We start from the raw sequence: 12,589 nt of genomic DNA, 5'->3' as shown, positions 1-12,589 counted from the left end.
ACAATTATACGGACTTTATCTGATTTTCTTTACTTTTAACAAATAACACAAAGTTTTTAGCGTCTACTTTTGATAAAGTTTGTTCATTATTAGATAGCTTATCAGCAATGCTTTTATAATCATTTTGCTGTATAAATTTTTCAAATTCTCTAATTTGTCCCTTAGCATTATTCAAACTGATTAAATAGTAAGCAATTCCAATAATTAGAAGTGTTATAACAAGAATAACACCAAATATTATGTATTTTCTTTTTTGATTTGTATAATCCATATGTTAAACCCCTATTAATAAAATAAGTATTAAAGAAATGAGTTACCCCACCTCTTTAATACTGTAGGCTGTATCTTATCAAGAGTAAATTACTAAAAATCCATTAACATCAATGTTTTTACTTTAAGAACATATATTTAACGTGTTAAATCAAATGAAAAAATACAATGTCATTATTAGATGACAATTGATTACGGTCAGAAGAATGTACCACAAATAAAAAAACTAATTCCTTTTTATTTTATCGAGGAATTAAGCTTTTGACCTGCAACAATCACGCCCAATTTCGGAATATCTATAATATGATTTCGATCTTAAATTATCTACTTTAACTGACGCTACCTGCTCGTTAAAGAAGACCTATTTAAAAAAGTTTATACTGCACCTGCCTTTATTATGTAAGTAAAAGTAGTAAAGCTTTAAATTGGTTTTCAAAAAAGTAGGGTTGATTATTTCTTTTTCATCAATTATTATTGTGTTATTATCACAATATGAGAAAGGAGGCAAAAAGTAATGGGAATTGATTTCATTAATGTCGAGTTTAGAAAGCATGTAAAAGTTTCAGGGGATTTAGGTACAACGGTATCAGTATGTCCTTTTTCACAAAAACAAAAAATGGAAACACTACCGGAAAACTTTTTGCCTCCTTTTATATAATGGGCAAAAATTTATGAATCTATTGCATTTGTAAAAATGCATACGAATGATTAGGCACCGGTTGTTAAACTGGTGCCTTTTTTTTGTTTGATCAGTTCAGTTAGTTTGGAGAACCGAATCTTTAATCATGCTGTAGAAATATGGTGAGTTCGTTGATTTGGTTTTACAATATAAATAGATATGAGGTGAGGTTTATGGTGAAAGCAGTGGATTTAGCCTCCTAAAATCACAATATATTTTAGGAGGAAATAAAATGAAAAAGGATAGTAAATCTAAAGAAATGATTCAATCTGAAAAAAGGGGTTCTACTAGGCTTTTAATGATGGTACTCTCCCTATCTGTACTTGTAGGTGCAATTACGGCTGATTCAGTCAATCCCGTACTTCCACTAATAAGCAAAGATTTAGAAGCTTCGAAATCTCAAGTGAGTTGGATAGTTAGTGGTATTGCACTTGTTCTTGCGATTGGAATTCCGATTTATGGTCGAATCTCAGACTTTTTTGAGTTACGAAAGCTATATATCTTTGCCATTATGATTCTGGCAAGTGGTAGTCTTTTATGTGCAATTGCCCCGAACCTCCCATTGTTGGTTTTGGGAAGAATGGTTCAGGGTGCTGGGATGTCCGCAATTCCAGTTCTATCAGTCATTGCAATTTCGAAGGTTTTCCCACAAGGAAAACGTGGGGGAGCTTTGGGAATTATCGCAGGAAGTATTGGTGTTGGAACTGCTGCTGGTCCAATATTTGGTGGAGTAGTTGGTCAATATTTAGGGTGGAATGCCTTGTTTTGGTTCACATTTTTGTTAGCCATTATGATTGTTATTGGTGCCTACTACGCGTTACCGACAATTAAACCGGCAGAATCCGTAGGAAGCAATAAGAACTTTGATTTCATTGGTGGTTTATTCCTCGGCCTCACAGTAGGATTACTCCTTTTTGGCATCACTCAAGGAGAAACTTCTGGTTTTTCTTCGTTCTCATCGTTAACTAGCCTAATTGGTTCTGTTGTAGCTTTGGTGGGATTTATTTGGAGAATTGTTACCGCAGAAAATCCATTTGTACCACCTGTCCTGTTCAATAACAAGGATTATGTCAATACGGTCATAATTGCATTTTTTTCGATGTTTGCTTATTTCGCTGTTCTTATGTTCGTCCCATTACTAGTCGTTGAGGTGAATGGACTCTCTTCTGGACAGGCTGGAATGATATTGTTGCCAGGTGGTGTGGCTGTTGCAATCTTATCTCCCTTCGTTGGCCGTCTTTCTGATCGATTTGGGGATAAACGTCTGATAATTACTGGGATGACTCTGATGGGGCTGTCTACCTTATTCTTGTCCACCTATGCATCTGGTGCTTCACCTCTGTTAGTTTCCGTGGGGGTCCTCGGAGTAGGGATTGCTTTTGCATTCACGAATTCTCCCGCAAATAACGCCGCAGTAAGTGCACTCGATGCAGACAAGGTTGGTGTCGGAATGGGGATTTTCCAAGGTGCTTTGTACCTTGGATCAGGAACTGGAGCAGGTATGATTGGAGCATTATTATCCGCTCGACGTGATGCTACTGAGCCGATAAATCCATTATATATATTGGACGCTATGTCCTACTCAGATGCGTTCCTTGCAGCTACAGGGGCAATACTCATTGCCTTAATAGCTGGATTAGGTTTAAAAAAGCGTGGGTAATAACTTAGTTATGTAAAGATTAGTTATTGTTTAGTTCATCTTCTATAGTTTAAGCTGTAAATAAATAGCTTAGGAATCACGCAAATTTGAATTTCTTAGAATAGAATACTTTTAAGTAACTCAACTTTCGTACACTGTTTTATTGGTGCGAAAGTTGAGTATGTTAAGGATGAAACAATGAAAACATTGGTGATCGTTTCTCACCCAGATATGCCAAATTCTCGAATCAATAAAGTTTGGGTAGAAAAAGCAGCGTCTTATTCAAACGAAATTACCATTCATGATCTTTATAGAGAGTATCCTGATTTTATTATGAATGTAAAAAGAGAGCAGGAATTAGTTGAAAATCATGATAATATTATTTTTCAATTTCCATTATATTGGTATAGTTCTCCTTCATTATTAAAAAAATGGATCGATGAAGTGATTATATATGGATGGGCTTACGGATCAAAGGGTAAAAGAATATTTTATAATCGAAAATTAGGATTAGCTATATCAGCTGGCGTAAAAAAAGGTGAATTTACAAGTATGGGTAAAAACAAGCATACATTAACCCAGATGTTAACACCATTCAAATCTTTATGTGCATAGATTCATGCTGAATATGTACCAGAGTTTGTACTTTACGGTGCTAATTCGGATATGAAGGGCGAAGAGATACAGAAAAGTGCTAATGAGTATTTGCAATATATTAAAAAGTATTATTTAAGAGCATAAAACACTTCTGCGATCATGCCAACAATACTAGAAGAAAGCCCATTTCCCCTTAACACATTTAGGGAAATGGGCTATTGAAGTTATTGAAGGTTTTAGCGATTTCATTTTAGGTAGCCAATTCAAAGTGCCCAATAAATTCCAAGAAACACAAATCTGCTAAAACAGCTTGCCATGTAATTTTTGAACTTGATCCTTTAACCGTTCATTCTCTTCTTCTAACGCCTTTATACGGCTTTTTAAGGTTTTTATTAATACGTCCTCTGAACGAGGGCTTTTACTAGGTTTACGGGGGGTTAACTCACTTATCTGCATCCCTCTTAATGTCTCCACTCTAGTTCTAATATCTTTTTGTTTGTAAAGCCATGACTTTGAAACATTTGCTTTTTGTGCAACGGAATTAAAATTAATCTTCTCTTCTTTCAATGCCATCTCTGAAATTGTCTTTTCAACCCTAATTCTTGTTTTCTCCGACTTGTCTTTAGCTAGCTGAACTATGGCAGTTGTGTTACCTTTTCTAATCATTTTAATTCGTCTCCTTTAACGAATGAATAATCTGTTCTAATCTATTTTTAACACGTTCATTGGTTTCAACCTGACGCTGCCATTGGTTTTGTTTAGCCCTATTTAGTATTTCTTTAGTTCGCTCTAAGTGCTCTTCATGTTCAGTAAGAAATTGTTTACTTGTACAGAAATTCGTACAATCTAAACATGCATTTGCGTGAGGACATGGTCCTGCAATTACTGGTAACCGACAATAGCCATTAGGAAGTGCCTGTGCATTGATATTCTTTTTAAACCATTGAAGATCTGTATTGTCAGCTTCAGTATTTTCCTCACTTAAATCCAGAATGCTACCGTTATTCGTTACTAAGGTTTCCTTAAATTTCGTAAATTCCTTCTTTAGGGTTTCATCAAAAATATGTGCATATCTTGCCGTCATTTCCGGTGATTCGTGACCCAAGAACTTCTGGACAATATGTTGTGGCACTCCGTTATTTATCATTCTAGTGCCAACTGTATGCCGAAAGGCATGAGCATGAAAACGAAAAATTTCTCCGTTGCTGTCCGTTATCTTTTCTTCATAAGCTAGTTCATTTAATTTAACCCTAAAGGTATCTTGTTTCAATGGTGAGCAATCTTTTCGGGGAAACACATATACACATCCATCATCGAGTTCATCAGCCACCCTTTGCTCTTGAACTAATATCAATGCAGCAATTTCTTTAGAAATAGGAATGATATGCTCTTTCTTCATTTTCCACTGATAATACTTTAAAAAGCAATCCCCTTCTTTATCGGTTATGACGCTCCCTTTTTTCAATGTACAAAGTTCACTGATACGCATCCCGCATTCTTGAAGTACCATAACCATTGTAGCAATATAAGGTTCCAATTTATCTAATTTCCCATTTAATTGTTCAAGTATATGTTCATCAATATAACGTGGTAGTGCCTTCGGCACTTTAGGGTAATCTTCTTGAAAGATAAGGATCTTAGAAGGTGTATCCTTCCAGTCATATCTTTGAATTGTAGTAAAAAAAACGTCTAAAGTAGATATTCGTCCAGTTACAGTACTGGGTTTTAAACCTTTTAAATTAATATAATTAAAATATTGCTCAATTTCATTTCTAGTTAATTGATGAATCCTTTGTATACCTTCACAATTTTTGTTCATGAAATTAAAAAATTCTTTTAATTTTGAAGCTATATCTACTACGTGAGAAAAGCTAGCTGTGTTTAACATTAGTTTACAATATCGCTTAACTATTTCTTTAAAATAATTATTCTTAAAACCCTTAAAGTTGATCGTATATTCGTAGGATGTTGGGTTTACCTTATCTTCCGGTAATGATAATTTTCTTCGATTCCAAACATCTTTTTCCCATTCTTCCCCATCAAAATAGAAGTCCTCATAGAATTCCATAAACTGCTTAAGATGAGTAACGTAATAGGAATTCGCATGTACAGTAACTTTCTGCTGATTTACATCAAGTTTGTAATTAGTAGTCGTAGTTTTTACTTTTTGTTCTGTTAAGTAGGTCCGGTATTCTGTCAAAGCTTTTTTTATAGGCACTTCGGTTATCGATGTAATATTAGGATATTTTAAATTTAAAAATCCCATCATCCGGCTTATCACTGTTCCCTTTCTAATCCAAACGGATTTTGCATTCCAAGCTCCATTATTCAAGTGAAGGTAATAAAAATATTTTAATTCTGTTTTCAACCAGACATTTTCCACCTTATCGAAATTTACCCAACGATTTCTTAGTGACGGATTCTTACTTAACTCAATTGCACTAGGATGCGGACAAATTCTTATATCCCATCTATCTGCTGCCCAATAACCTTTTAAAACACTTGTCATATTAGCTATTTTTTTATTAATCTCTGTACTAGCGATAAGCTTTCGATTAGTTGCTACACTTGGAAATTTCATTGTCATGTTTCTCTCCCTTGAAGATACTTTTTATATTCATTCTTCATATCTTGATCAGAAAGATGAACATACGTATCAAGTGTTGTTTGTACATGGGCATGCCCTAATCTTTTTTGTACATATGCAGCATCCCATCCACTTCTAATAAGCTCTGTGGCATGCGTATGACGTAATATATGGGCAGTGAAAGTAATCCCTGTCCGTTTTCCTAGTCTTCTTATTAAGTCTAATACACTTTGATATTTTAGAGGGTGGCCAAAATAAGAATCTTTAAGATTAATAAATATATAATCATGATCTAAATCTTCCCCATATTCATGTACTAAGTAATCGGTATATAATGCCATTAATTCCTTACTTACATCAATAGTTCTTTTTTTTTTAAGTTTAATATAAGCTCCATTTTCATTATGATCTCTTGGCCTGATGTTAATCTGGTTATCCCATGTTGAAATATCTTCAATACGAAGGGATAATGCTTCTCCTATCCGAAGTCCCCCTTCATACATAAGCATAATAAGTAACTTATCTCTTTTGGTATGACATGCCTCAATTATTGCTTTGACTTGTCCATGTTCTAATACTTGTACAAGTTTCTTTTTGACCCTAAGCTTTAAAATATTTTTTTTATAGGATCTACCTTTAGAAATATGGTGAAGAAACCCCTTAAAGTTTCTTCCTCTTGCTTCTTTAGACATATCTATAGCTTTAAAATTTTCTGTGCGATTTAAATACTCTAAGAAACTAGTTACAGCGTTAAGTATGGAATTAACTGATGTTTCCTCTCTTTTAGCCTTCTTTGGTTGTATATCTATTACCTTTAAATGCCCTGCTGGATTTCTTAACCATCCTACAAAGTTTGCTAAATCCTCAAATTGTAAATCTCCTAATTCGATTCTACTTTGGCTCATAAATTCATAAAACAGCTTGAGATGATAACAATATGTTTTAATGGTATTTGGAGCTTTGCCCGTATTATCCAAGTACTTTATAAATCGCTTAACCGGTTCTATCACTTCAAATTCTTTATCTAGCAGTATGTATAACGGATATGATTTTTCCTCCACAATTACTTTCTGAACCTTCATCTTTCCACCACCTTTAAATACTTTAACTACTATTAATAATACCCTTATATATTTAATAGTTAAAGCACTGTAATTAAAAAATCCTAAACTTCGAGTACTTAGAGTACTCTAGTTTAGGATACTATGTTTAATAATTGATATTGAATACTTTCTTGAATAAAGATTTAATAGGCTTTTCTTTTTTATTAGTTTCTAGAGTTTTAGGTTTATATACTAAAAGTGGTTCTCCATAATCCCCTTTTTTAGTAGTATCAAAGAATCCTAAGTCTTGATAATATAATTCATCTTTTAAATTAGTATCATAAAGAAATATAGGTATGAACAGTTTATCTGATAACTTTTCCAATTGATTTACCAGCATTGCCCCCATACCTTTTTTAAATGAATGTAAGGCCTCAACTTCTATTAATACACCATAATCTCTGATAATTTTTTCTAAATACTTATTTTCTGATCGCCCAGCTAACCTAAACTGAATAAATGCTGTAATATCAGTGTTGTATACCATATAAGAAGGGCTATCATTCTCTGGAAATTGTTGTATATGAATATAAAATTCTTTTTTAGGAAATATGTTTATCATTTTATTAGAGAAGTTACGACTAAACACATCTGTTTTATTATTAAAAGCCATACCAATAAAATGATTTCTAGTCTTGCTGTCGCTATGTTTTATAGAATCTTTGTATTCTTTTAATGGTAATAGTTTTCTATATCCTTCGTGGTCAAAATCTAAATTCCCCAAAAAACCCCTCCTACATTATTCGTTTTTGTTGTTATCTTTATCAAACCAAGATGTTATTTTATCTTTTATTTCATCTAACTTACTATTTACTTTATTCAATTCTTCTTTCATTTTACTATCATTACCATTTTCTTTAGCTGTCTGTGCATTGTCTAGCTGGTTTACTGTATCTTGATAATCATTTGCTACTTTTTCTGCCTTATCATCATTAGCATTATTCTTTAGATTATTAACTTCGTCTTTTAATTCTTGAAGTTTAGATTGTGTATCATCATTAGAATTTTCAATGCTTGTCTTTGTATCTTCAACTTTACTCTTTAATTCATCATCTTTTTGTTGAACGTATTGATCTGTATTATCTTGTTGTGCTTGATTATTACTTGATTCTTGTGTTTCATCATTATTACTACATGATTTCACACCTAAAGCCACTAAAAGAATTACTAAAATAATAATGATAAATCCAAACCATTTATTACGTCTTTTGTACTTTTTATTTCTTTGTTCTTCATACATTCTTTGTTGATGTTCATAGAACCTTCTTCTATTTTCTTCGTTGATGTCATAGTTATTTCTTGATTGTCTTTCTCTCTCTCTTTCTCTTTCATATTCTTCTCTATATTTGTCAGTTCTTTTCATAAATAAACCTCCATACACAGTAAAATATTTGAGCTATTAGCGTCTGCCAAATTCTAAATACCTTTTTAATCTATCACTTGTATTATGCTTTCTATAAAGTTTAGCAATTGCTTTTTGGTTAATTTCATATTTCTTTTTTAAGTTATTTTTTAATTTTAATACTCTACTTATAAAGTATTCTCTATCTACAGTGTATTGTCCGTTTTTATCCGTTTTTATGTTGCCCTCTTCGTCTTTTTCAAGTAGATATTCAACACGTTCTAAATTCTTGAAATCATTAAAATCTTTAATTACATTAAAGGCTCCCTCTAGTTCTAAAAGTGGGTTTAAATCTGCCTTTTTGCTTGTCCCTTCTGTTAATGGTTTTAAGCATTTATCAAATTGTCTTATTTTTAGAATTTCCTTCTTTAATACTCCACTAACTTCATAAAAGTGAATTAAATCTCTCACAGCGTCCCTGTAAGCCTCATACTTAACTTGAAAATTCTCAAATGAATCTTTCAATAATTTTATATCAGTATAACCATGTTCCATAGAATTCAATTGAACTTTCAATGATTCTAAAGGGTCTATATCTTCTATATTTGAACTTTGTCTATGTACACTATATTGAACATTAAAATTATTTCTCATAACTAAATAATTAGTGTTTCTAATACTACGCAATTCACTGTCGATAACATCTTTATATTCTTCTAGCGTATTTACTACATTATCAATTAAGTTTTTCTTTTCTTCTTCAAATCTAATTGTATTTGTTACTTTCATCTAAATCACTCCTATTTTTAAAAAAAGAACGTGTTTTCACACGTCCTTTTATAGTTTTAAAATGGTAAATCATCATCAGAAATAGATTTATCGTTGCTATTATCTTCTTCTGCTGGGCTTATAGCGTCATCTTCTGACACGTCATCTTTTTTGTTTTCTTTTTTGCTTTCTAAAAAGATAGTCTTTTCAACCAAACACCTAGACATATTAATATTATCCTTTTTATATGTTTCAGTTGAACCTTCAATTATAATTAGATTACCTTTACTTTGATAATCAACTAAACTTTCAGCTTGTTTTCCCCATACAACACAATTAATAAAATCTGTTCTATCATTATCAAACTGCCTAGGTACAGCTATGTTAAAGAAAACATAAGACTTATCATTTTTACTTTTTCTTAATTTTAAATCAGTTGCGATACGTCCACTATATATTACTTTGTTTATCATAATTTTCTTCCTTTCTTTATTTAGATAACATTTTTCTAACTAGAAGTTTTGCACCACTTCCAGCCATTCCAGTCGCCATTCGCCCACTTCCAGTAGAGTAAACCATTGATCTAATAAAGGAAGGCGATTTAACTGTAATAATAAAGAATCCTATACCTAATAATAATGTGCCTACGTCTAACTTTGCGCCAAAGAATAAATTTATTCCTCCAAAGAAAGTAAACACTTGTAATGGTAATTGAATACTAATTGCCAATAATTCGCGCCACCATACACCTACATAATTATTTTCATCTGCTAATAATGAAACTGCTACCAACGGGGCAACTACTTTCATTATTATTAAATCAGCTATCCTACTAACAAATTGGAAAATAAATATTACAGTAAATACTAAAATCAATAGAATAAATAGAATAAACATAATTTGACTACCTGCCATAGTCCCCATAGAACCTAGCATTTCTTTAAATCCGTCTTGACCTTTTTTTAAAGAACTCCATTCTTTAATAGTTTCTAAATAACTTTTTTGACCTACATCTAAAAATGCCCTAGTGGCTGCATAAGATAATTTAGTCATTATATCAACTAGCCATGGTAAAGCTGCCACCAATAACGAACTCGGTAATAATTGTGCTACATAATAACCTGGGCTTTCAGCGTTACCTTCTGCATTTTGTTTCATAACTTGAACCATTTTAAAAGCAAACACACATACTGCTATTGAAGTGATTAAGCTATTAACCAATATAGACGCATTTGAAATGTAATCACTTGAAATACTATTAGGGTCAATAAGTATTTTATCTAACAACCATATAAAGAACTTTAAAGGCTCATAAAATAGCGTATAAAGAAATTGAAATATAAAATTCATCATACCGTCTGCAATACCATTAGTTAGGTCTTTAACAGCGTCTTTAATCCAATCCATTCAACCACCTCAACTTTCATTACAAGTATAACAGATTTTACATTACATGTCATGTCATGTAATGTAAAATCCTACTTTTATTTAGCTTGTTTTTGTTTTAATTTTTCATAAAATGCCTTTTTAGAATCATTAATTTTTTGTTGCTCGTCTTTCTTATCTTCTTGTTGTTCTTCATTTTTGCTTTTACTCTCTTTTACTTCCTCATTTTGTTGTTCTTCTTGTGCTTGTTGTTCTTCCTCTAACTCTTTCTGTCTTTGTTCTTCTTTATATTCTTCTAGTTTTTGTTGTTTAATTTTCTCTTGTTTTTTATCCCATTCTTCTCTTAATCTATTATGCTTATCAATCATAGATTGGTTCTTTTTACGTTTATATTCATTTTGAGGTGCTATATATGTTTCAGTTAAATTAGGAAACATTTTGAAATATGCTAGCTTTTTAATGATTTTGGGATTTCTATTCTTGGTTATGAGAATAGCTTTGTCTTGTTGCATATTGCTTATTTCATCTTCATTTAGTAACGCCCTTCCAGTGTAACTCACGTTTTTATTTGATGATTTACTTCTGCTATCTTTACCACTAGAAGAACCTTCACTGCTTGTTTCAAACTCTACAGTGGCGTTACCTAATTCTTCTTTTATATATTTAGCTGTATCGTTATTTACATTACCTAAACATAAAATAACAGCATGGTTCCCTATAATAGCGTTTGCTTTATCTTTATTATACTTGTCTACAGCTTGTGAAATAGATTGAACAATTGTTGTTATACTAATACCATACTTACGACAAGTTGCTAAAGTTTCTTCATAGTCTGGTATTGCGCCGATATTTGGCCATTCGTCTAGTAAAAAATCTACTGGGACTGGAAGTCTAGCACCGTTTTCGTCCCCTAACCTATATAACTGTTGAAACATTTGAGAGAAGAATAAACTAGAAAGTGATTGAACAGTGTTCCCCAAAACCGGCAACATTACATATATAATAGTTTTTCTTAATCCTACATCTCGTAAATCAAAATCAGAATCGCTTGTGTAACTTCTAATTTCGTTATCAATGTAGTTTCGTAAATCGGCTACAAAGGTTAATATAATACTTGCTCTTGTTCTTCCTTCTGATACTGCAAAACCAAATTCATAGCTTTCTCTAGCTGGGTGGTCTTTAGGTAATTCATTAAAGCGATTATCTAATTCAACTGATCCTTCGTCATCATGATTAGGTTTATTGTTTTGAATAAATTTAATAATATTTCCTATAGTTCGTTTTTCGGGTTCAAATTCATATTTAGCATATAGCAATAATGAATTTAGTAATCCTACAGAAGATTTATACCATACATCTTTATTCATTTTAGAATCCCCAGCTGATTTAATAATTAATTCAGCTACAATTGAACAATCAGAATCTTTATCAATATAGTCAAAAAAGTTTTGTCTATCAGAGGCTAAAAAGTTTTTGAAATTTACAACTCTAACATCATAGCCTTGCATACGTTTAATATTAGCTGTTTTTTCGTAAACTTCGCCACTAGGGTCAGTTACAACTATTGATTGTTGATTTTTAACAATAACATTAGGTATAACATAGCCAGCCGATTTAAAAGAACCTGGCCCTCCTACTACAAATATATTTCTATTAGGGCATTTGGTATCAAAATCTTGTATCACTAAATTCTTTTTATTTATAGAAGTTGCTTTACTTTCTAATTCGCCTAAAAGTGTAGTCATTCCTTATCACTTCTTTCTTCTATTAATGATTTATCTAAACTGTTGTAAACATAGTTTGTAATGTCGTTTTCTTTCATTTTTTTATAATGACCTTCTGAAAACAATTCACTATCCTCAGCAAATTTAGCTGATCCATGAGAACCATGTTTAGCAATTTTATAATCTTGATTTTTTTCATTACCGTCTTTACTCTCAAATAATTGTTTTATTAGAATATATATACAAATAATTGTTGCTATTCCACCTATTACAAAAAACACTGTATTTTTATCAGTTATAAAACCAATAATAGTGCTTATTGGGTGTTTAGCTGGAGGGATAAACAACTGTGATATGTCGCTAAATATCTTTTGCTTATTGCTAGTATTACTTAGTGTGTTTAATGCGTATGCTAATATTTGCGCTAAATATATTAATACTAGCCAAATAATACCAGTTAAAATGAATATTCCTTTTTTCATTTTCTTATCCTC

The 12,589-nt window shown here is 31.8% G+C and carries 14 protein-coding genes; 3 read left to right on the top strand and 11 right to left on the bottom strand.

Annotation, left to right across the window (positions count from 1 at the left end; translation table 11 throughout):
• Window positions 1–4: 4 nt before the first annotated feature.
• The gene (locus KA894_RS10475) at window positions 5–271 is read right to left on the bottom strand and encodes a hypothetical protein (protein ID WP_030061495.1); all 267 of its coding nucleotides are present in this window, start codon (window positions 269–271) and stop codon (window positions 5–7) included.
• Window positions 272–784: 513 nt separating this feature from the next.
• Here KA894_RS10475 and KA894_RS10470 point away from each other — a divergent pair.
• From KA894_RS10470 to KA894_RS10460, 3 genes are all read left to right on the top strand, one after another.
• Window positions 785–928: a hypothetical protein gene (locus tag KA894_RS10470; protein ID WP_210133946.1), complete on the top strand. Its 144-nt coding sequence runs from the start codon at window positions 785–787 to the stop codon at window positions 926–928.
• A 253-nt stretch (window positions 929–1,181) separates the two neighbouring features.
• Window positions 1,182–2,609, top strand: a complete 1,428-nt coding sequence (gene fexA / locus KA894_RS10465) for a chloramphenicol/florfenicol efflux MFS transporter FexA (RefSeq protein ID WP_165624956.1) — start codon at window positions 1,182–1,184, stop codon at window positions 2,607–2,609.
• A 177-nt stretch (window positions 2,610–2,786) separates the two neighbouring features.
• Window positions 2,787–3,203: an NAD(P)H-dependent oxidoreductase gene (locus KA894_RS10460; RefSeq protein WP_031883923.1), complete on the top strand. Its 417-nt coding sequence runs from the start codon at window positions 2,787–2,789 to the stop codon at window positions 3,201–3,203.
• 282 nt (window positions 3,204–3,485) lie between these two features.
• Here the strand turns inward: KA894_RS10460 and KA894_RS10455 are convergent, their stop codons facing one another.
• The 10 genes from KA894_RS10455 to KA894_RS10410 form a co-directional block, all read right to left on the bottom strand.
• Window positions 3,486–3,851, bottom strand: a complete 366-nt coding sequence (locus tag KA894_RS10455; protein ID WP_000619629.1) for a DUF6262 family protein — start codon at window positions 3,849–3,851, stop codon at window positions 3,486–3,488.
• A 1-nt stretch (window position 3,852) separates the two neighbouring features.
• Window positions 3,853–5,766 (bottom strand): tyrosine-type recombinase/integrase, encoded by a 1,914-nt coding sequence (locus KA894_RS10450; protein ID WP_029658482.1) that lies wholly within the window; start codon window positions 5,764–5,766, stop codon window positions 3,853–3,855.
• Window positions 5,767–5,768: 2 nt separating this feature from the next.
• A complete protein-coding gene (locus KA894_RS10445; protein ID WP_031883924.1) occupies window positions 5,769–6,854 on the bottom strand; it encodes a tyrosine-type recombinase/integrase in 1,086 nt (361 codons plus the stop codon).
• A gap of 127 nt (window positions 6,855–6,981) precedes the next feature.
• Window positions 6,982–7,599, bottom strand: coding sequence for a hypothetical protein (locus KA894_RS10440; protein ID WP_182094135.1), 618 nt, complete (start codon window positions 7,597–7,599; stop codon window positions 6,982–6,984).
• 15 nt (window positions 7,600–7,614) lie between these two features.
• Window positions 7,615–8,238 carry a hypothetical protein gene (locus KA894_RS10435; protein WP_030061493.1) on the bottom strand — a complete coding sequence of 208 codons (624 nt, stop codon included), beginning with the start codon at window positions 8,236–8,238 and terminating at the stop codon, window positions 7,615–7,617.
• 36 nt (window positions 8,239–8,274) lie between these two features.
• Entirely contained in the window at window positions 8,275–9,006 is a 732-nt protein-coding gene (locus KA894_RS10430; RefSeq protein WP_000869299.1) for a hypothetical protein, read from the bottom strand.
• 56 nt (window positions 9,007–9,062) lie between these two features.
• A complete protein-coding gene (locus KA894_RS10425) occupies window positions 9,063–9,458 on the bottom strand; it encodes a single-stranded DNA-binding protein (protein ID WP_000608969.1) in 396 nt (131 codons plus the stop codon).
• A 16-nt stretch (window positions 9,459–9,474) separates the two neighbouring features.
• Window positions 9,475–10,392 carry a conjugal transfer protein TrbL family protein gene (locus KA894_RS10420; RefSeq protein WP_030061488.1) on the bottom strand — a complete coding sequence of 306 codons (918 nt, stop codon included), beginning with the start codon at window positions 10,390–10,392 and terminating at the stop codon, window positions 9,475–9,477.
• A 77-nt stretch (window positions 10,393–10,469) separates the two neighbouring features.
• Entirely contained in the window at window positions 10,470–12,116 is a 1,647-nt protein-coding gene (locus tag KA894_RS10415) for a VirD4-like conjugal transfer protein, CD1115 family (RefSeq protein WP_030061486.1), read from the bottom strand.
• A complete protein-coding gene (locus KA894_RS10410; protein WP_000715271.1) occupies window positions 12,113–12,577 on the bottom strand; it encodes a hypothetical protein in 465 nt (154 codons plus the stop codon). Before KA894_RS10410 ends, KA894_RS10415 begins: the two co-directional genes overlap by 4 nt.
• Between the last annotated feature and the right edge of the window lie 12 nt (window positions 12,578–12,589).

This window comes from Staphylococcus sp. GDY8P131P (assembly GCF_017891975.1).
In the GTDB taxonomy this organism is placed as follows: Bacteria; Bacillota; Bacilli; order Staphylococcales; family Staphylococcaceae; genus Staphylococcus; species Staphylococcus nepalensis.
Note: the sequence above shows the minus strand (reverse complement) of the source record. Positions and strands in the feature narration are given on the sequence as shown.